The organism is Streptomyces sp. CG4 (assembly GCF_041080655.1).
In the GTDB taxonomy this organism is placed as follows: domain Bacteria; phylum Actinomycetota; class Actinomycetes; order Streptomycetales; family Streptomycetaceae; genus Streptomyces.
In genome coordinates this window covers 4,427,501-4,446,666 of sequence record NZ_CP163525.1, presented here as the reverse complement: position 1 = coordinate 4,446,666, position 19,166 = coordinate 4,427,501, and the positions used below count along the sequence as shown (strand labels likewise).

At 72.2% G+C, this 19,166-nt stretch carries 14 protein-coding genes; 7 read left to right on the top strand and 7 right to left on the bottom strand.

Going from position 1 to position 19,166, the window contains the following annotated elements; translation table 11 throughout:
- Window positions 1-26: 26 nt before the first annotated feature.
- The 5 genes from AB5L52_RS20205 (at window position 27) to AB5L52_RS20185 (ending at window position 5,022) form a co-directional block, all read left to right on the top strand.
- The gene (locus AB5L52_RS20205; protein WP_351566762.1) at window positions 27-902 is read left to right on the top strand and encodes a class I SAM-dependent methyltransferase; all 876 of its coding nucleotides are present in this window, start codon (window positions 27-29) and stop codon (window positions 900-902) included.
- Window positions 903-1,029: 127 nt separating this feature from the next.
- Window positions 1,030-1,968 carry an ATP-binding cassette domain-containing protein gene (locus AB5L52_RS20200; RefSeq protein WP_351026057.1) on the top strand — a complete coding sequence of 313 codons (939 nt, stop codon included), beginning with the start codon at window positions 1,030-1,032 and terminating at the stop codon, window positions 1,966-1,968.
- Window positions 1,965-2,816, top strand: coding sequence for an ABC transporter permease (locus tag AB5L52_RS20195; protein ID WP_369365413.1), 852 nt, complete (start codon window positions 1,965-1,967; stop codon window positions 2,814-2,816). Before AB5L52_RS20200 ends, AB5L52_RS20195 begins: the two co-directional genes overlap by 4 nt.
- Before the next feature lie 251 nt (window positions 2,817-3,067).
- Entirely contained in the window at window positions 3,068-4,357 is a 1,290-nt protein-coding gene (locus tag AB5L52_RS20190; protein WP_369365411.1) for a histidine kinase, read from the top strand.
- On the top strand, window positions 4,354-5,022 hold the full coding sequence (locus tag AB5L52_RS20185; RefSeq protein WP_351026060.1) for a response regulator transcription factor: 669 nt from the start codon (window positions 4,354-4,356) through the stop codon (window positions 5,020-5,022). Before AB5L52_RS20190 ends, AB5L52_RS20185 begins: the two co-directional genes overlap by 4 nt.
- Window positions 5,023-5,046: 24 nt before the next feature.
- On the opposite strand, the gene AB5L52_RS20180 is transcribed toward AB5L52_RS20185, so the two are convergent.
- Window positions 5,047-5,826 (bottom strand): polysaccharide deacetylase family protein, encoded by a 780-nt coding sequence (locus tag AB5L52_RS20180; RefSeq protein ID WP_369365408.1) that lies wholly within the window; start codon window positions 5,824-5,826, stop codon window positions 5,047-5,049.
- Entirely contained in the window at window positions 5,823-7,211 is a 1,389-nt protein-coding gene (locus tag AB5L52_RS20175) for a glycosyltransferase (RefSeq protein WP_369365406.1), read from the bottom strand. The genes AB5L52_RS20180 and AB5L52_RS20175 overlap by 4 nt, the downstream gene beginning before the upstream one ends.
- Window positions 7,212-7,449: 238 nt before the next feature.
- On the opposite strand from AB5L52_RS20175, the gene AB5L52_RS20170 reads away from it, so the two are divergent.
- Both AB5L52_RS20170 and AB5L52_RS20165 read left to right on the top strand, forming a co-directional pair.
- Window positions 7,450-7,890: a BlaI/MecI/CopY family transcriptional regulator gene (locus tag AB5L52_RS20170; protein ID WP_369365404.1), complete on the top strand. Its 441-nt coding sequence runs from the start codon at window positions 7,450-7,452 to the stop codon at window positions 7,888-7,890.
- Window positions 7,862-8,902: a M56 family metallopeptidase gene (locus AB5L52_RS20165; protein WP_369365402.1), complete on the top strand. Its 1,041-nt coding sequence runs from the start codon at window positions 7,862-7,864 to the stop codon at window positions 8,900-8,902. Before AB5L52_RS20170 ends, AB5L52_RS20165 begins: the two co-directional genes overlap by 29 nt.
- Before the next feature lie 125 nt (window positions 8,903-9,027).
- Here the strand turns inward: AB5L52_RS20165 and AB5L52_RS20160 are convergent, their stop codons facing one another.
- The 5 genes from AB5L52_RS20160 to AB5L52_RS20140 all read right to left on the bottom strand — a co-directional run bounded on the left by AB5L52_RS20160 (window position 9,028) and on the right by AB5L52_RS20140 (window position 18,811).
- A complete protein-coding gene (locus tag AB5L52_RS20160) occupies window positions 9,028-9,873 on the bottom strand; it encodes a serine protease (RefSeq protein ID WP_351572433.1) in 846 nt (281 codons plus the stop codon).
- A gap of 472 nt (window positions 9,874-10,345) precedes the next feature.
- Complete coding sequence (locus tag AB5L52_RS20155; RefSeq protein WP_369365399.1) at window positions 10,346-11,617, bottom strand: TIGR02679 family protein; 1,272 nt, start codon at window positions 11,615-11,617, stop codon at window positions 10,346-10,348.
- On the bottom strand, window positions 11,614-15,852 hold the full coding sequence (locus AB5L52_RS20150; RefSeq protein WP_369365397.1) for a TIGR02680 family protein: 4,239 nt from the start codon (window positions 15,850-15,852) through the stop codon (window positions 11,614-11,616). The genes AB5L52_RS20155 and AB5L52_RS20150 overlap by 4 nt, the downstream gene beginning before the upstream one ends.
- Window positions 15,849-17,174: a TIGR02678 family protein gene (locus AB5L52_RS20145; RefSeq protein ID WP_351572442.1), complete on the bottom strand. Its 1,326-nt coding sequence runs from the start codon at window positions 17,172-17,174 to the stop codon at window positions 15,849-15,851. The genes AB5L52_RS20150 and AB5L52_RS20145 overlap by 4 nt, the downstream gene beginning before the upstream one ends.
- Complete coding sequence (locus tag AB5L52_RS20140) at window positions 17,171-18,811, bottom strand: TIGR02677 family protein (protein WP_351572445.1); 1,641 nt, start codon at window positions 18,809-18,811, stop codon at window positions 17,171-17,173. Before AB5L52_RS20140 ends, AB5L52_RS20145 begins: the two co-directional genes overlap by 4 nt.
- Window positions 18,812-19,166: the final 355 nt, after the last annotated feature.

Here is a 19,166-nt window from a genome sequence, read left to right as displayed (position 1 = left end):
CCGTCGAAGCCGGGAATCGATTCGCCATGACCGACAACACCAGTCACGGCAGCAGCACACCGGACCACGAGGAGACGACCCGCCGCTACTACGAAACCAGCGACGTCGACGCCTTCTACGACGCCGTATGGGGCGGCGAGGACATTCACATCGGCCTGTACGCCCACCCGGGGGAGGCGATCGCCGATGCCTCGCGCCGCACCGTGCGGCACGCCGCGGACCTGGTCGCGGACCTGCTCGGCCCGGCGGCCACGGTGCTCGACCTCGGCTCCGGGTACGGCGGTTCGGCGCGCGCCCTCGCCGAGCGCTTCGGCTGCCGGGTCGTGGCCCTCGACCTCAGCGAGGAGCACAACCGGCGGCACCGCGAGGCCAACGCCCGGCAGGGGCTGGACGGCCTGATCGAGGTCGTCACCGGCTCCCTCAACGACCTCCCCTACGCGGCGGAGCACTTCGACGTGGTCTGGTCCCTGGAGGTCCTGTGCCACGTGACGGACCGGGACCGCGCGCTGGCCGAGGCGGTACGCGTGCTGAAACCGGGCGGGGCGCTGGTCTTCTCGGACATCATGGCGGCCGAGGAGACCCCGGCGCAGGCCGTGCGGCCCGCGCTGTCCCGCCTGGGCGTGCAGAGCCTGGCAACGGTGCCGTTCTACCTGGAGCAGCTGTCCGCACTCGGCCTCAAGACAGGCTTCGAGGAGCGCACCGCGGACCTCACCACCCACTACGCCCGCCTCGACGAGGAGGTGCGCCGCCGCACGACCGAGCTGCGGACCGTCATCAGCCCGTCCTACCTCGACGACCTGTTGACCAACCTTCCCCTGTGGACCGACATCACCCGCCGCGGGCTGCTGCGCTGGGGCCTCTTCCACGCCCGCCGCACCCCGCCCGGACCGCCCGGACCGTAGTACCCGGGTACCACCCGCCCGCCGCTGTTCAGTCCCCGGTACCACCGGATCGGGGAGGTCGCGGACCTAGCGTGGCGGAGGAGGCGTCGGGCGTGCCGGACGCCGCGGTCCGAGAGAGAGAACGCGAATGATCGACGCACAGCAGCTCACCAAGAGGTACGGGGAGAAGACGGCCGTCGACGGCCTGGACTTCACCGTGAAGCCGGGCACGGTGACCGGCTTCCTGGGTCCCAACGGGGCGGGCAAGTCCACGACGATGCGCATGATCGTCGGGCTGGACGCGCCGACGAGCGGCTCCGTCACGGTGAACGGCCGGCGCTACGCCCGCCACCAGGCGCCGCTGCAGGAGGTGGGCGCGCTCCTGGAGGCGAAGTCGATCCACCCGGGCCGCTCGGCCTACAACCACCTCCGGGCCCTCGCCCTCACCCATGGCATTCCGCGCAGCCGGGTCGACGAGGTCGTCGACCTCGCCGGTCTCGGCAGCGTCGCCAAGAAGCGCGCCGGTGCCTTCTCCCTCGGCATGGGCCAGCGGCTCGGCATCGCCGCCGCGCTGCTGGGCGATCCGCAGACGGTGATGCTGGACGAGCCCGTGAACGGCCTCGACCCCGAGGGCGTGCTCTGGATCCGCACCCTGCTGACGTCGCTGGCGGCCGAGGGACGGACGGTCTTCGTCTCCTCGCACCTGATGAGCGAGGTGGCCCTGGTCGCGGATCACCTGATCGTCGTCGGGCGGGGCCGGCTGCTGGCCGACACGACCGTACGGGACCTGGTCCGCGCGGCCGGCGGTGACACCGTACAGGTCGCGACGGAGGACCCGGCGCGGCTGCGGGACGTGCTGGCCGGACCGGGCGTCGAGATCACCGGCCGTATCGGCTCCGAGGAACTGCAGGTGACCGGGTTGTCCGCCCGCGAGATCGGGCTGACGGCCGCCGAGCACGGGATCGCGCTGTTCGAGCTGAGCACGAAGGCGGTGTCGCTGGAAGAGGCATTCATGGAACTGACCAGGGACGCTGTGGAGTACCACGGCTCCACCACCGGCACCGACACCTCCGGGAGCGCGGCATGAGCACCCTCACGGCAACACCCGAGACCCCCGAGACCGCCCAGGCGGCCCCGGCCCGGCCCGGCTACCGGGTGACCGGACGGCGCGTGCTGGCCTCGGAGTGGGCCAAGCTGTGGTCCCTGCGCTCCACCTGGATCACCCTCGGCCTCGGCCTGCTGTTCCTCGTCGCCTTCGGCGTCATCGCCGCGAGCCACTACAAGTCCAATCTCGACTCCGGCCGCCACATGGACCGGGACTTCGCCACCGCGACGGCCGCGAGCCTGTCCCTGTTCGGCACCAACTTCGCCCAGCTGGCCCTCGGTGTGCTCGGCGTGCTGGTCACGGCGGGCGAGTACTCCACCGGAATGATCCGCTCGACCCTGGCCGCGGTGCCGCGCCGGCTGCCCGTGCTGTGGTCCAAGGCGGCGGTGTACGGGCTGGTCGCGCTGGTGGTCGCCACCGTCGGCGCGTTCATCGCCTTCCTCGTCGGCAGCCGGATCGTCTCCGGCACTCCGGCGGCCCTGGGCCTCGGCCACGCCGGCGTCATACGCAGCCTGCTGGGCGCCGGGCTCTACCTGGGCCTGGTCGGTGTGATCGGCACCGCCCTGGGCGCGTGGCTGCGGTCCGTGGCCGGCGGCATCTCGGTCCTGGTCGCCGCCCTCATGCTGGTCCCCGGGCTGATCTCCCTGCTGCCCAGCTCGTGGCAGGGCGACATCGACCCCTATCTCCCCAGCCACGCGGGCGAGTCGATCTTCGCCCTGACCCACGACTCCACCACGCTGTCGCCCACCGCCGGGCTCCTGGTCTTCCTCGGCTGGACGACCCTGGCACTGGCCGGCGCGGCATACCGGCTGCTCCGCAGCGACGCCTGACCCCCGACCACCGCACGTCATGGACTGGGACCCGGCTTACGGGCTGAATCCGCTTCTTGGGCGGGACCTGCAGCTTGGGCTGGACCGGCTCCTTGGGCGGGACCGGCATCAGGTGCAGGACCGGCGTCATGGGCTGGACCCGCTTCTTAGGCTGGATCGGCTCCTTGGGCGGGGCCGGCTCCGGACCGGAATCCCCCTCTGGGCCGGGCCCGCTTCGCGGGTCGGACCTGCATCATGGGCTGGTGAACTCCATGACCACCGATGATCTCAGCGGGATGGGGCCGCTGGTCGCCCGGCTCGGCCGGGTCGGCCAGCGGCTCCGGCACGCCGACCGGGCCCGTCCGTGGGTGCTGGACACCGCGGTCGTGGTCCTGGTCTTCCTGATGTTCTGCCTGCCGGACCTGCTCCACGGGATCGGGGCCGACGGGGACGGCGACGGCCACCGCCGCTTCCGCCTGGCGTTCACCCAGCTGCCCCCGGCCGGCATGCTGGCCCTCCAGGCCGGACTGGTGCTGCCGCTGCTGTGGCGGCGGAGGGCGCCCGCCGTGGCCTTCGGCGCCGTCTCGGCCGTATTCGTCCTCCAGTGGTCGCTCGGCGCCGTACTCCGTGCGGACGTCGCCCTCTTCGTCGCCCTGTACAGCCTGACCCTGCACGGTCGGCTGCGGCAGCTGCCGTGGGCCTGTGCGGTCACGGCGGGCGCGCTGGGCCTGGTCGCGGCGCGGGTCTCGGCGGCGGTGTCGGTGTGGGACGCGCTGTTCTTCCTGCTCAGCACGGCGACCGCGGCCCTCGCGCTCGGCCTGATGATCCGCATCCGGCGGGCCCAGCTGGCTGGCCTGCGGGACCGCGCGGCCCGGCTGGAGATCGAACGCGACCAGCGCGGCAGGCTCGCCGTCGCCGCCGAACGGACCCGGGTGGCTCGCGAGATGCACGACATCGTCGGCCACAACCTGTCCGTCATCATCACGCTCGCCGACGCGGGCGCCTACGCCACCGCCGTCGCCCCGGAACGCGGCAAGGAGGCCCTGCACCTCATCGGGGACACCGGCCGCCAGGCCCTGAGCGAACTGCGCCGGGTGCTCGGCGTGCTGCGCGAGGCGGACGGCCCGCGCCGCGAGCCCGAGCTGAGCCCACAACCCGGGCTCACGGACATCGACGCCCTGTGCGAAGGGGTGCGCGCGGCCGGTCTGGAGGTCGTCTACCGCACCGCCGGTGACGTCGACGCCCTCGACAGCGGGGTGCAGCTCACGGTCTACCGCATCGTGCAGGAAGCCCTGACGAACACCCTCAAACACGCCGGCGCCGGCGCCCGTGCGAACCTGGCGATCGTCGCGACGGACACCCGGCTGACCATCACCGTCCAGGACTCCGGCCCGGCCGGACCGGTCGGCCGTCCCGGGACGGCGAACGAGGAAGGACACGGCCTGGTGGGCATGCGCGAACGAGCGGCTCTCTACGGCGGGCAGGTCAGCGCGGGTCCCGCCGGCCCGGGATGGACGGTGCGGGCCGCCCTCGACCTCGCACCCCAGGACGGTGCCCGATGACCACCGTGCTCGTCGTGGACGACCAGCCGCTGCAGCGGTACGGCTTCCGGATGCTCCTCGACTCCATGCCGGAGACGGAGGTGGTCGGCGAGGCCGCGCACGGAGCCGAGGCCGTGCGCAGGGCCGCCGAACTCCGCCCCGACGTCGTCCTCATGGACGTACGCATGCCGGGCATGGACGGCATCGAGGCCACACGCCGTATCGTCGCCGCCGGCGACCGCTCCCGGGTTCTGGTCCTGACCACCTTCGACCTCGACGAGTACGTCCATGCGGCGCTGCGCGCCGGGGCCAGCGGCTTCCTCCTCAAGGACGCCCGCCCCGAGGAACTCCTCGCGGGCATCCGCGCCGTGGCGGTCGGGGACGCGGTCATCGCCCCCGCGCTCACCCGCCGCCTCCTGCACGAGTTCGCCCGCCTCGTGCCGCCCGGTGCCGGCGGCAACGCCGAGGACCCGCGCCTGAGTTCCCTCACCGACCGCGAACGGGAGATCCTCGTCGCCATCGGCAAGGGCTGGACCAACGGCGAGATCGCCGCCCGTTTCGTCCTGTCGGAGTCCACGGTGAAGACCCATGTCGGTCGCGTCCTCGCCAAGATCGGCGCCCGCGACCGCATCCAGGCGGTGATCTTCGCCTACGACCACGGCCTGGCCCGGCCCCAGACGGGTTGAGCCGGCGGGTCCGGCCGACCGCTGTCAGTGATCCGAAGCGCCGACCCGGCCCGTGTGCAGGTCCTGGTCCGCGGTGCCGCCGGGCCACCCGTGGTCGCACAGCCGGCCGACCTCGTAGCCCCGCTGCGCGCAGGTGTCGAGGATGCGCGGGAGGGCGCCCAGGGCCGAACGCCAGGCGCCGGGGGCGGAGGTGCAGTCCGAGTCGTGGAGCAGGACCGTGCCGCCGCCGTCCAGGTCGGCGGCCACCGTGCGGTGGACCGACTCCGGTGTGGCCCGAGCCGTCCAGTCCTCGCCCCAGCAGGTCCACAGCACAGGGGTGAGCTCCAGGCGCCGGGCCGCCATATGGGCGGCGGTGGACATGACGCCGTAGGGCGGACGGAAGAGCGTGGGCCGGGTGCCGGTGATCGCGGCGACCGTGTCGCGGGCGCGGGCGAAGTCGTCGTAGGTGGCGCGCGGACCGCGCAGCAGCAGGGGGCGGTGCAGCCAGCCGTGGATGCCGATCTCGTGGCCCGCGGCGGCGATCTCGCGCACCAGGCCGGGGGTGCGGTGGGCCTCGCTGCCGAGCAGGAAGAAGGTGGCGCGCACACCGCGCCGGTCGAGCAGCCGCAGGAAGAAGGGGGTGGACAGGGGGTCGGGTCCGTCGTCGAAGGTGAGCGCGACATGGTCCGGGCGGCCCCGGCCGGAGAGGCGGGGCATGACGCGGTTGCGCAGTGGGCCGAAGGTGGAGACGACGGGAGCGGAGTGGAGGGCCGCGAGCGCGGTGGCGGCCAGGGCGGTCGCCCGCAGCGGGCGGGGTGTGGTCACGAGTGGTGCCCTTCCGGAGCGTGGCCGTGGCCGGGTGCGAGGTGGTCCGGGTCGAGACGGTGGCCGACGGCGTGCAGCAGGGCGGGTGCGTCGTACGTCATCGCGACGCCGGTGCCGACGGCGCAGGCGCACACCGCGCAGGCCACCGCGCCGGTGACCGCGAGCCGCCGCGGGCGGCCGCGCCGCCGGGCGAGCGGCGGCGCGGGCAGGGGCGGCGGACCCGAGCGGTGGACGCGGGCGATCTCGGCCGCCGGGCCGTCGTCCGGGGACTGCGCGAACAGGGCGAGCCCCGCCGCACGCTGCCGCGGCCCCGGCGGGCCGTCGATCAGGTCGCGCAACACGCCCTTGAGGTCGGCCGGGTCGCGGATCCAGGCGGCGACGCCCGCCTCGTCCAGGGCGGCGGCGTTGGTCAGTCCGTGCCCCGGGATGCAGCGGTAGCTGGCCACGGGCAGGCCCGCGGCGAACGCCTCCAGGGAGGTCAGTCCGCCCGCGTTCTGGACGAGGACGTCGGCCGCGTGCATCAGGCCGGGCATGTCGTCGACCCAGCCGTAGGCGTGCTCGATGCCGTCCGCGCGCAGTTGCCGGGCCAGGGCCTCGTTGCGGCCGCAGACGACGACCGGGACGGCGGCCGCGCAGTCGCGCAGCTCGCGGGCCACCTGCCGGACGGGCCCGACCCCCCAGGACCCGGCGACCAGCAGAGCGAGCGGGGCGTCGTGCGGCAGCCCGAACCTGGCCCGGGCGTGGTGGCGTTCGCGCAGGTCGCACGGGCGGAACCGGGGGTCGGCGACCGGCCCGCACACCCGGACGTCCCGTGCCCCCGCCGCCCGCGCCTGGGCGGCGGGCACGGCATGGGCCGCGAGGTGGACGTCCACGCCGTCGGCCACCCACAGCGGATGCACGGAGAAGTCGGTCAGGTAGGTGAGGACCGGGACGGTCAGGCGTCCGGCGAGGCGCAGTTCGCCCAGCACACGACTGGCTCCGGGATAGGTGGAGACGACCGCGCCGATGCCGGGGTGCAGGGCGCGCAGCACCCGGTCCTCGGCGGCACGGAGCAGCGCGCGTGCCGCGGGGCCACCGCCACCGGCACGCTCGGTGCTCGCGTAGATCCGCTGGTAGGCCCAGGGCGCCCGGACGAGCAGGCGGTGGTAGCCGTCCCGGACGGCCCGGCCGAGCCCGACGGGCAGCAGGTCCAGCAGGTCGTAGCGGTCGACGACCAGTCCGTCCGCGGTGAGGCGGCGCTCCAGCTCGGTCGCGGCACCGTCGTGACCGGCACCGACACTCGCCGACACGACCGCGACCCGGCCCGGGGACAGCGCGGCGGCGCGGGTCACCGGCAGGACATCCGCCGTCGCGAGTCTCGGAAGCGTACGTCCGGGATTTGCCATGGGCTTTCCTCTGCGCAGATGGGAGGAGACGAGGGAGAAGCACGGGGAGGAGACGAGGGAGAAGCACGGGGAGGAGACGAGGGGAACCAGGGGGCGGGGGAGGGGCACAGGACAGGATGGAGAGCGATTAACTACAAGTTGTAGTAGCTCGCGCTTCGAAGCCCGGAGCTTACCTCCTACAACTAGTAGGAGGTTGCCGGGTAGCCTGTGCGAAGGCAAGGTGAAGGAAAGAGGAACGGTGCACGACCCCAGGTACGCCGGAGCCGGCGGCGCATCGGACGACGCATGCGGCGGTACATCCGGCAGGCGGGCCCGCGGCGAACTCGAGGGCAGCGTGCTCGCCGCCCTCTGGTCCGCCCACGGCCCGCTGACCGCACGACAGGTACGGGAAGGCCTGCCGGGCGACCTGGCCTACACCACCGTTCTGACGATCCTTTCCCGGCTGTACGACAAGGGGATGCTCGTCCGGCACCGCAAGGGCCGCGGCTACGCCTACGAGCCGGCCCGCGACGAGGCGTCCCACACCGCGCAGCGCATGAAGTCGCTCCTGGAGGGCGGCTCCGACCGCGAGGCGGTGCTGGCCCGATTCGTCTCCGAACTCTCCCAGGAGGACGAGCAGTTGCTGCACCAGCTGCTGTCCGGGTACGGCGGTGCCGGACACCTGGGCGACGGGACGTGAGCCGGTGCTGATCAGCGTCTACGTCCCGCTCGCCGTGACGGCCGTACTGACCGTGCTCGCACCACGGGTGGCCCGCCGGCTCGCCCCGCGCCACGCGGCGTGGGCCCTGGCGTGCACCGCGCTGGTGACAACGGTGGGCTGGACGGGTTCGCTCGCCCTCCTGGCGTTCACCGGAATCGCCCAGATTCCGCAGGTCGCGGCGGAGGGCCGCTGGTCGGTACCGGCACTGCGGGCCGAGGACCCGGTCTACCTCACCGTAGCGATCGTCAGCGCCGCCGCCCTGACGGCGGGAACCGTCTCCCTGGCCCTGGCCGCCGTACGGCAGACCCGCCATCTCCTCCGGTCCCGGCGCGAGTGCGCGCGCATGCCCGGCGACAGCGAGCTGGCCGTCGTGGACAACGACACTCCCCACGCGTTCGCCCTGCCCGGTGCGCCCGGCCGCATCGTGGTGTCACGCGGCATGCTGCGCTGCCTCGACCACGAGGAACGCGAGGCCCTGCTGGCCCACGAAAGAGCCCATCTCCGCGGCCGCCACCACCTCTTCCAGACCCTGTGGCGCCTGACGGCGGCCCTCAATCCGCTGCTACGCCCCCTGGCCGACGCGGGCGGCTTCGCCCTGGAGCGCTGGGCCGACGAGGAGGCCGCGGCGCGGGTCGGCAGCCGACGGATCGTCGCCCGTGCCGTCGGCCGGGCCGCCCTCGCCTCCTCGCCCCGCGCATCGCGCCCCCCGGCCCTCGCCGCCACCGGCGGCGCGGTCCCCCAACGCGTCCGAGCCCTCCTGTCCCCGCCCCCGCCCCGCCGCCCCCTGCCCATCGCCGGCGGAGTCCTGCTCCTGACCCTGTGCTGCGCCGGCCTGGCCAACGCCACCTCCGACAGCGACAAACTCCTCGACGACGCCCAACGGGCCCAATGCGCCGAGTCGCTCACCCACCCGAACGCCCCGGACCTCGACGGGCTGGAGGCCTGCTGCGAGCACGGCGTGTGGGGCGGGCGCGCAGAACATCACGGGTGACGGCCAGAGCCTCACGGGTGGCGGGCAGCGCGCCCCGGCGCTCGCTCCAACAAGGCCGACAAGCGGTCCGAACCGCTGCCGGTCGTCCGTGTTGGCGCACGTCAAGCTGCCGCACGGACCACGGATCACGGATCACGGATCGCGTCCTTGTACAGTTCGGCCGCCGGGCCGCCCAGTGTCACGCTGTAGGACACGTCGTCGGTGTCGCCGCCCTCGTCATAGCCGCCGAGGACGCCGACGACCTGGCCGTCGCCGTTGATCCAGGGGCTGCCGCTGGTGCCGAGCGTGAAGGCGGGGCAGTCGATGCGCTGCTGGGTCTTGCTGTGCGCGGTCGGCTTGTTGGTGCAGCTGATGGGCGTCTCGCGGGAGTCGGGGTAGCCGATGACGGTCACGGCGGTGGCGCCGGTGGCCGTACCGGTGGTGAACCGGTTGGCTCCGACGACGTCCTCGATCGCCTTGCCGTCCTGGTCGTCGACGGTGGCGAAGGCCAGGTCGCTGTCCTCGTCCTGGTCCTTCGTCCATCCGTCGGGCAGATAGCGGTGCCCGACCTTCCATACCCCGTACGGCGCCTTCCCGTCCCGGTAGCCCGGCACGAACACCAGGTCGGTACCGGTGTCGCTCACACAGTGCGCGGCGGTGAGGATGAGGTCGCCGTGGGGGCTGTGCACGACCGAGGCCGTGCAGAGGTGCCCGCCGGACAGGTCGTCGGCCCGGTCCGCGTAGAACAGCGCGCCGACCCGCACCGTCTGCGGATTGGCGACGACGTCGCCGGTGGCCCCCAGGGCCTGTGTCGGAGGTCCCGCCTGCCCCGCGGGGCCCGCCCTGCGGGCGGACGACGGGACTTCCGACACAGGTCCCGAGAGCCTGGGCCTGACCTTGGCCGACGCCACGGACGAGGTCAGGGTGAGCATCACCACGGCGCCGAGCAAGGCGGGACGCGAGGTGACCAAGATGCGTGAGATGCGGTCCATCAGTGATCACTCTGACTCACAAAAGTGAGAAGCGCGCTCCGACTTAACTGAGATTTTCCTACGACCCCCCTACGGCCGCCGGGTTCGCGACGTCACCAAGGTACTCGGCAGCCCCCTGCCCCACCTCCGCGACGGACGCCGGACCCGCCTGGGAGAAGCCGACTGGGATCTTCTCCCGGATTGCTCCCAAACGATCTCCGAAAACCACCCAGGGGCCTGACCCACTTGGTGGATCAGGCCCCTGACCTGGTACTACAGCGTCGGGGTGGCGGGATTTGAACCCACGACCTCTTCGTCCCGAATGAGGTTCGGTTGGTGATCCTGCCAGCCTCGATGGCGTTTCCGCAGGTCAGGTGAGTGGGTTCGGTTGGTATCGCAGGGCCTGGAAGGGGTTCGGGGAGCGGGTTGGCTCCCAGATGGCTCCCCGCACCGAGAGTCCTCCCTCAGCACCTGCGCGTGTCCCGCGGCGTGTCTACGTCTGACCCGACAGGTCGTCCACCAGAAGGTCGAGGGTGATCTCCTCATGGAGCGCGACCCCGAGAGCGGTCATGGCAGGGGCGAGGCCCGGGTCCCAGGCCGCGCTGACGGGCTGGCCGTCGAGCGGCAGCTGAGGGATTCCCTCGGCCTGGCTTCGAGCGGCCAGGTGCTCGTAGTCCTCGGCGCCCATGCGCCATGGCTGGGCTCCATAACGGCGGATGATCCGGTTCGCCAGAACGATTCCCGGCCAGTCGAAGTCGCCGTGGTACGCGAAGCGGCAGCCGGTGGCGGCGAGGGCGTCGAGGAGGATGAGGACCACCGTCGCTGCGCTGCCTGACGTGCATACCAAGGGCCGGAGGCAGGCCGCGTCCGCTGCGGCTTCCACCACGCGGGGATTCTCACAGATGTGGATCACTGTTCCGGCAGGCAGACGTAGCTGCAGGTCGTGCAGGTCGCGCGGTGTGAGGTGGGCTTCGGCGTGATGGTCGGTCCGCTCCCGCAGGGCCTGCTCCCGCCATCCCCCACCTACGGGCCGCAGCCCGTAGGTCAGCACGGTGCTGGAGACCTCGTCCGGTGTGACGGACACCAATCGCCACAGTGCGCGCCGGCCGGCCGCGTCGCCGGGGAACTCGGTGCTGTGGGCGAGGGCGATGCCGCGTTGGACGAGGCGTGCGAGCCAGCTGCCGTCGTCCAGGCCGTGTGCGGACCCGGTCGCCAGGGCGGCGAGTTCTCCTCGGCCTCGGGGGCCGCCCCGCTCGGGGCCGAGCAGTAGGGTGAGGACTTGGACAGCCTGCTGAAGCGTCCGTATCGCCGTTTCAGGTGGTACTCCTCTCGGTACGCCGGTACGGCGCAGCAGGTCGTACCACTGGCCAGCCCACTCCTGGACGGCGAGCGGAGAGGCGTCCAGCGCCGAGGCGAGCGACGACCAGATGTGCTCGCGCCGTGCCGCGATACCCGCGCGGACGGCACGGCGGTCAGTGAGCGGAGGGCCCAGTTCCTCCAGCACCTCTCTGAGACCGAGTCCGGCCGCCGAGGCGCGCAGCCGCGTGTCGAGCGCATCGAGGCGCACAGTCACGGCAGCACCTGTGACGGGCTTGCCCAGAAGGAGCGACAGGTCGTTGCGTTCCTGGGTGCTCACCGAGGTCAGCCGGAGGGAACCGGTGGCCTGCACGCCGTTGCTTTCCAGGCGCTTGCGTACCGCTTCCCAGAGCCTGGTCAGCCCGGGACCGCCCAGCCAGTCCCGTGTGCCCGCGGGCAGCTTGCTCATACGGACACCAGACGCCGGTGCTGGCCGTTCCAGGTGTAGTGCAGGGTGGCCACCCCGCGCACATGGGGATCGCGGAGGCACTCGTAGATGTGGAGGGACGGCACCTCCGGCCAGTTGCCCATAAGCCGTTCGCTAGTGAGGACGAAGTCGAGATCGAGATCGACGAGGATCCGTCCCAGCCGCCCGTGGGTAGGTTCGTCGACCTTGGCGAAGGCGTCGTCCAGGAGGATCAGCCGCGGGGCGTGGGGTGCCGACTCGGCGAGGCTGGTGAAGTGGGCGGCGGCTGCCGCGAAGAGCACGAGGTAGGAGAGCACTCGCTGCTCGCCCTGGCTGAGCCCGGTGCGGCCGGTCAGTTTCCGCCGCCGTCCCGGAGCGGCGTCCTCGACCACGAAAGTGTGGAAGCGGAACCAATCACGGTAGTCGAGCGCGGTCCGCAGGTGGGCGGCGTAACCAGCTGAGGGATCGGCCCGCCGGGCATCCTCGATTCGGCGTTGCAGCACCTCGCGGAGCTGCTCGGTCTGCTCACGCGTGCGCAGGCTCGACGGACTGCGCAGCAGGTCCACGGCCGCCCGCACGTCCGCGTCGACGTCCTCGTCCAGCTTCCACAGCAGTTCAACGCCGAGGCCGTGGGAGGTGCGCACGGTCCGCAGGGTGTCGTTCAGAGCCGCGACCAGGTTCGCCGCGGTGATGACCTGGGCCGAGAGATGGTCGCCCAGCTCGCCGGTCAGGAACCGCTGGAACACCTCACGTTCGCGCTCGGTGAGCCGTCCCCGGGCCTCTGCCGCCTGGACGGCGATCCGCTCGCCCACGGACGCGACGTCGTGGGAACCGTGGTCGTCGATCAGGCGGCACACCTTGATCCCGTCGCGTTCCTCCAGTTGCGCATCGTAACCGCCGGCCAGCTGGTCGCGCAGGTCGGTGTGCCGGTTGAGCAGGGTGCTGTCCGACACCTCGCCTTTCGGGCGGCCGAGGGCCTGCTGTACCGCGTCGGCCAGCGCCTGTAGCGCGCGCAGACGGCTGCGGACGTCCGAGCCGGGATCGTCCACCACGTCCTCGGGCAGTGCGGACCGGTCCAGCCCGGCGCCGCGCACCACCTCCGGTCGGCCGAGTGCGCCGCGAAGGGCGCCGCCGGTTGCGATAACTGCCGTCTCCTGGGCGGTCAGGTCCTCGCGCAGGCGTTTCTCCTCCTCTTCCGCGCGCACGCGCCGGTCGTGCAGATCGTTCCGGATACGTTGTGCTGCCGGGACGGCCTGGGCCGCATGCGCGATGCGCTGTCTGGTTTCCTGCTCGCGGGTGAGGATCTCCTCTTCGGTCGCCCCGATGGCCTCCTCGCGGGTGCGCAGGTCCTGTTGCGCGGTACGCAGCCCGCTGAGGCGATGCCGGTAGTTCTCGTCCGCGGCCAGGCGGTCTTTTCGGGCGCGTTCGTACCGTTCGGCATCGGCGTGATGGGTGCCGAGCCGCTCGCCCGTGCTGCCGATCGCTCGGCGAAGATGCCCGATGCCGGTGAGAAGGGCAGCCAGCGCGGTGCGTACGCGTTCCAGTTCGGCGGGGTCGCTGGGCAGGTCATGGGCGGTGGCGGTGGCGTCTGCCTCGGCGCGCGCGGTTACGGCGAGGGCGCGGGCCTCCTCGGCCAGCCGTGCCGCGCGGGTGGCCTTGGCGGTCACTTCACGCAGTGTCCTCTCGTCCGACTCGGCTCTGCTCCAGGCGTCGGCGAGACCGCGTGCCCGGGGGAAGTCCTGCTCCGCGAGCCTGAGGGCCCGGCGCCGGGCGTCGGCCTCGGTGAGTTCGTGACGGGCGTCGGTCAGCCGCTGCTCCGTCTGTGTGAGCCGCTCCTCCAGCTCGGCGAGGATGCGCCGTCGGGTCTCGGCGCGTACGGCGGCTCCCACGTACTCGGCGTCATTCTTGTGGTGTCGGCCGCTGAGGATGCCGAGGCGCCAGCTCCCGTCGTAGTACACCGCGTCATGAGCGCCCGTGTCCGCAGCCGGTGCGAGCGCGATGGCGGCCAGCAGATGTTCCACCTGCTCGGACGTGACACCGCAGGCCGGCTGGGGTGCTGGGCGCAGGGCCGAGGCGAGGGTCGGCCCGTCCGGCAGCGCGGGGCCGGGACGCAGCAGAGTGTCACGGGTGCCGGGATCGACAAGAGCGCCGTTCGCGCCGACCCACGCGTCCAGGATTCCGCTGGCTTCCAGCGCTGCTTCCAGACCGGCCCGGTGCGCGGGGCTCAGATCATTCGCGAAGTCCACCAGCCGATAGAAAGGCGCTCCGGTGCCTGGTGTCCTTTCGGCGACGCGGTGGTGGGGGACCGGCGGCTCGGGATCGGTACGTCGCTCCCAGTCTCGCTTCTGATTCGCCAGGCGGCCGAGTTCTTCGTCGAGTCGGCCGACGGTGAGTGCGAGGGCGTCGCGGCTCCCGGTGAGTTCCTCGCTGTACGGCTCCAGTGCGGCATGGGCGGCCTGCCGCGCCTGGCCGTCGATGTCGGGCGGGAGCGTGCGGTCCGCGAACGGGGCGTCGGCGGAGCTCTCGCAGGCGACCGTGGTGTGGAGGGTGTCCAGGGGCGGGCAGCCGGACCCGACGGCGGTCCGCGTGCGTGTTACCCACTCGGCGACCCGGCGGGCATAGGCACCGCTCTCCTCGGCGATCTTCTCGCGGTCGGCATCGAGACGGCTGGCGGCCTCTTCCGCCTCGCCTTCCAGCCGTTCGCGCTCGGTGTCGGCCTGCGCCGCCCGGTTTCGGGACTCCTCGGCCCGTGCGGTAAGACGCGTCACCTCCTGGACCATCCGGGTTCGATTCTTCGCGACCGTCTCGGCGCCCTCCAGCTGTCCCAGCCAGGACCGCAGTCCGTCCTGCACCGCGGCCGTGTCCACGCGGACGACCGACCGATGCTGCACGGTGTGCGTCTCCCCGTCCGGAGCGGTCAGCTTCGTCTCGACAGCCTGGGAGCGGACCGTGCGGGGCAGGGCTACTGCCTCGCCGAGATGGCCGGCGGGAAGCCCGGCCTTCTCCGCCTGCGTCAGCAGTTCCCGGTGTTCAGTGCCCAGTTCGGCGAGCCGGCTGCCGAGGTGCTCGACACCGTCGGTCAGCCGCTCGGCCGCGCCCTCCTCTGCGCCGTGTGCGTTGCTGAGGGCGGTGAAGGCGGCCACGGCGGCGGTGTGCAGCGCCTCGACCGTGTTGCGGCGCTCCGACAGTTCGCGCAGGCTGCGGTAGGCGTGGCTGGCGTGCAGGGCGGCGAGGTCGGTCCGGGCGGCTTCTTCCTCTTCGCGCAGGGTTTCCAGCCGGGCCTCCGATTCCTCCTCCCGCGTCCTCAGTTCGCTGGTCCGCTGTGTGGCGTCTCCGGCCGCCCGGCGTCGCTGCGCGAGGATCTCCAGCTCCTGGCTCACTGCCTGTGCGGACGCCCGCAGGACTCCGGACAAGTAGCCGCGGTAACTGGTGAGGAAGGTGCGCAGCGCCGTATCGGTGCGCTCCAGTCGGCCGAGTTCGTCGCGTACGGCGTCGAGGTCGTGGAGGTTGCGCGCGACCTTCTCGACCACGTCCTCGTCGAGTCCCGGCAGGGTCTCGCTCAGCAGGGAGGCGAGTCCACCGTGCTCGATGCGGTCCCCGACCGTGGGCCGCCGCAGCCGGTGGAGAAGCTGGGTGAGGTTGCGGTAGCGGGTCGCGTCGGTGATGCCGAACAGTTCCCGAGCCACCCGCGAGCGGTGGAGGACCGCGCGGTCGGTGATGTTGTCGGAGCCGATGATCTCCTTGAGCCGGTCGACCGGCAGGGGCTTTCCGTCCTCGACCAGGTGCAGGTCCTCACCGACGCGCAGCGGAGTGACGAAGAACGTCGGCAGCGCCTTCTGTGTCGACTTCGAGGCGCGGATGGCGGCGCCGAGTGTGACGTGGCGGTGGTCACCGCCGTCGGTCGTGCCCCGGAACTCCACCCACAGGTAGCCGAGACGGTTGGTCTGCTCGAACCCGTCCAGCATTAGCCAGGCGAGGGTGGTCCTGCCGGTGCCCGTCGCGTCCAGTGCCCGTGAGTCGCCGTCCAGCAGATACGGGAGCAGCATTTCCAAGGCTTTGGACTTGCCCGCGCCGTTCTTGCCGCGCAGCAGCAGCCGTCCGTCGCCGAAGGCGAACTCCTGCTCGTCGTACTGCCAGACGTTCTGGATGCCCGCGCGGTGCAGCCGGAAGCGGGTGCCGGCGGTCGTGGTGGGGCCGGAACGCGGCAGTGGGACGAGGCCACGCGCATCGGTGGTCACAGCGGCAACTCCTCCTGAACGTCGGTGCCCTTGCCGACTGCGGTGGCCGGGCGCACGGTCACGTGGGTGGCATAGCGTGCCGCCGCGGCCAGCAGCACCCAGCCGTCACTGCCAGGACGCGCCCCACGAACATCGGTCACGGTGCGCCCCTCCGGTGCCTCTTCGGCGTATCCCTCCGGCAGGCCCTCTCCCTCGGCACGCAGCCGGCCGGCAGGGGCCATCAGCCGCATGTGGGCCAGCAGGTCCAGCACGGCCTCCCGCAGGGCGGAGAGGTCCTCCAGGTAACCGCGCTGCCAGTTGCTGCGCTGTCCGTACTCGGCGACCAGTTCAGCCAGCAGCTCGTCCACGAGGCCGTCCGGGACAGCCACGCCGATGACGAGCGTCCCTCCGGTCGCCGGGTGTCCGGGCTCCTGCGGCCGAAGTCGCCCCACGAGCCGTTCCACCAGCAGCAACGCGGCCTGGGCGACCGTCCCGGTGCCCGGCAGGTGCAGATCCGTCAGCTCGTCATCGGGGTCCACCAGCGCCACCCCCTCGGCGCGGATCTCCATTTCCAGGCCCAGAAGTTCGGAGAACGCCTGCGCTTCCCGGCGCTGCCGGGTGCGCAACCAGTCGCGTTCGGCGTCGGTCAGCTCGTCGAGGTAGACGACGGGTGTCTCGACGAGCATCCGGCGCACATAGGTGCGAGGTCCGCCGAAGCCCGGGTCCGCTGCCCGCCGGACCAGGTCGGCGCCGTCACGGGCCTGGGCGAGCGGGCCGGCGACGACGACGCGGGCCAGCTCGCGGTCCACTGTGATCAGGGCCTCTCCGCCCGCATCCTGCGCGAGCGCGGCCACATGGCCCTCGGTCTCGATGAGGACGCCCCACTCGACCAACAGGCGCAGAGCCGCTACCAAGGTCCGTTTCCCGGCCGCTCTGCCCGTCTCCTCCAGCTCGATCTCCGCATCGGCCGCGGCGGCCCTGATGTCGGCCACCAGCTGTGACAGCAGAAGTTGTTCGGGGGCGGTCACCAGCACGGACAGGGCCAGCGCGAGGCAGGCGTACGTGTGCGGGGTGAAGGGGGTGCCGGTGGAGCGCTCCAGCCGGTGGCCCGCGTCTGCCCCCAGCCCCGCCTTGAACAGCCGGGCGTAGGAGCTGTCGACCAGGAGGCGGTAGCCAAGCACCTGCTGGAACCGCTTGCCCAGCCAGTCGGCGTGCCTGCGGATCAGCGGGAAGAGGTCGGCGTGCGGGCCGTCCGAGGTGACCAGCGGATGGGCGAGCAGCAGCCGGGCGGCGCTGCGGCGCTCGGCGGCCAGGGCGACGTCGTGTGTCGAGGGGAGGGTCATGACACGCTCACCTCCGCATCGCTGTCGGCCACGTCGGAGGAGGTACGGCCGACGTCCAGCTCAAGGTCGTCCAGCAGCAGGTCGCCGTCGACCGAGTGCAAGACGCACCGGGCGCCCGCCGTGCGTCGCACGGTGAGCCGGATGCCCAGCTCGGCGTCCTCACTGTGCGCCTTGTCGAGGCCAAATTCCGTTGCGCCCTTCCCGTCCGTGCCGGCGCGACGCCGGAGCTGCGCGTTCCCGAGTGCGGTGGCGAGCAGCTCCAAGAGCAGACCGAGCGCTGCGGAGGTGAGGCGTACCTCGGCGAACCGGCCCGAGGCGCTGCGTAGTTCGTCCGCCGCCGCTGCCCTAGCCGCGGCCCGCTCACGGGCGGCCTCGCGCAGCCGCCGCTTCTGTGCGGAGTGGTCCTCCACCGCGGACGTCCGGCCCCGCTGGGCGCGGCTGCCCCTTTCCCGCAGGGCCACCGGCACCTCGACCACCGGGCCGGTCCACCAGCTCGTGTAGGCGGGCACCACCTCGTCGGTGGCTGGGGGTATGCCCAGATGGCGGGCGGCGTACAGCCCGAAGGCGGCGACGGCGATGTCGTGCGCGTCCTGCGGCGCCGCTTCGTCGAACCACCGGGCCAGCCGCAGCAGATCCCTGCGCCGGGACATCTCCCCGGTGGCCGACCGCAGCATCCGCTTGGCATTGGCGAGCAGCGACTGCAACGCACGGAGGGTGGCGTCCCGCAGTTGGTCGACCTGGCTGCCCTGCCCGTCGGTGTCGCTGAACCAGCCGCGCAGGCCCTCCCAGTCCGCGAGCTCGCGCCCACGGCTGCGCTGGACCCGCGTCTCCAGTCGGCCGTCGCCCTGCGGTGACAGCCCGGTGAGGCCCTGTGCGTGGGCGTCCAGCCGGGCCAGCAGACCCGGGACGTGCGGCCACAGCGTGTCCAATGCCGCCGAGATCCGGGGTGCGCGGAACGCCACGTCTTCCGTGATCGCCTCGACGTAGTCGAGGAGCAGCTCTTTGAACCCCTGGTACTCGGCGCTGTCCAGGTCGTACCGGGCCAGAACCTGGCCGAGGTAGGCGTAGAAGTCCCGGATGGAGTCAGCGAACTCGGTGAATTGCACGAACAGCGTGCTGACCCGCTCCAGCCCGTCCTGCGGTTCGATGCCGCCGGGCGCGGTAACGAGCTCGGCCAGCTCCCTGAGTCCCCGCTCGACCAGGGCGAGCAGCTCGCTGCTCACCTCGCGGGCGGCGTCGGCCTCGGCCAGGACGCCGTCGGCGTCTCGCTGGATGCGCTCGCCCAGCTTCGACAACTGGTAGCGCGAGCGGGACCGCTGGTACTCGCTGATGCTGGACGCCTTCACGGTGTGGCTGCTGCGCAACAGGTTGCCCCATCGCACCAGCTGTTCCAGCCGGACGGTGAGGGTGTCGGCGTCGAGCCCCGCGGCGGGGCCGCCCACCTGGCGCAGCTTCGCCAGGACGTCCGGGACGGCCAGGTCCGCCAGTAGGGTCCCGCAGAAGACCCGCATGATCGCCAGGTGCTCCAGCCGCTCGGGCGCGCTGAGGTAGGTGTACGCGTCCAGCCGCCGGCGAGCTTCGCTGTGGACATCCTGCGTTGCGGCGTTTTGCGCTGCGCCGGGTGCGGGTGCCTCCATGCCTGCGAGGTTACGCGGCGCATCCGGCTGCCGCCGTGGTGTGGCCGAAAATGCCGCGGACACGCGCCAGGCAACAGCTCGGTCTCGGGCGACGAACCGGGTTCGGCTACTTCCGCCGGCGACAGGCCATGTCCAGGCACTGTGCGTCGCGGTCTGTGAGCAGGGGCTGAGGGGAGCATGTCGGTGCTGAGCTGGGCCGGGCCCGGTTGCCAGTGGCCCGGGAGTCAGACGTATCTTGCGCTGATCACTCTCCGGCTGATCACTCAGCCTTGGGCGCCCTCAACCATGTCTCGAAGTCGCTCAGGTACTCGCCCATGGCCCCGAGAGACATCGGCGACGACTCGTACTGCGCTGA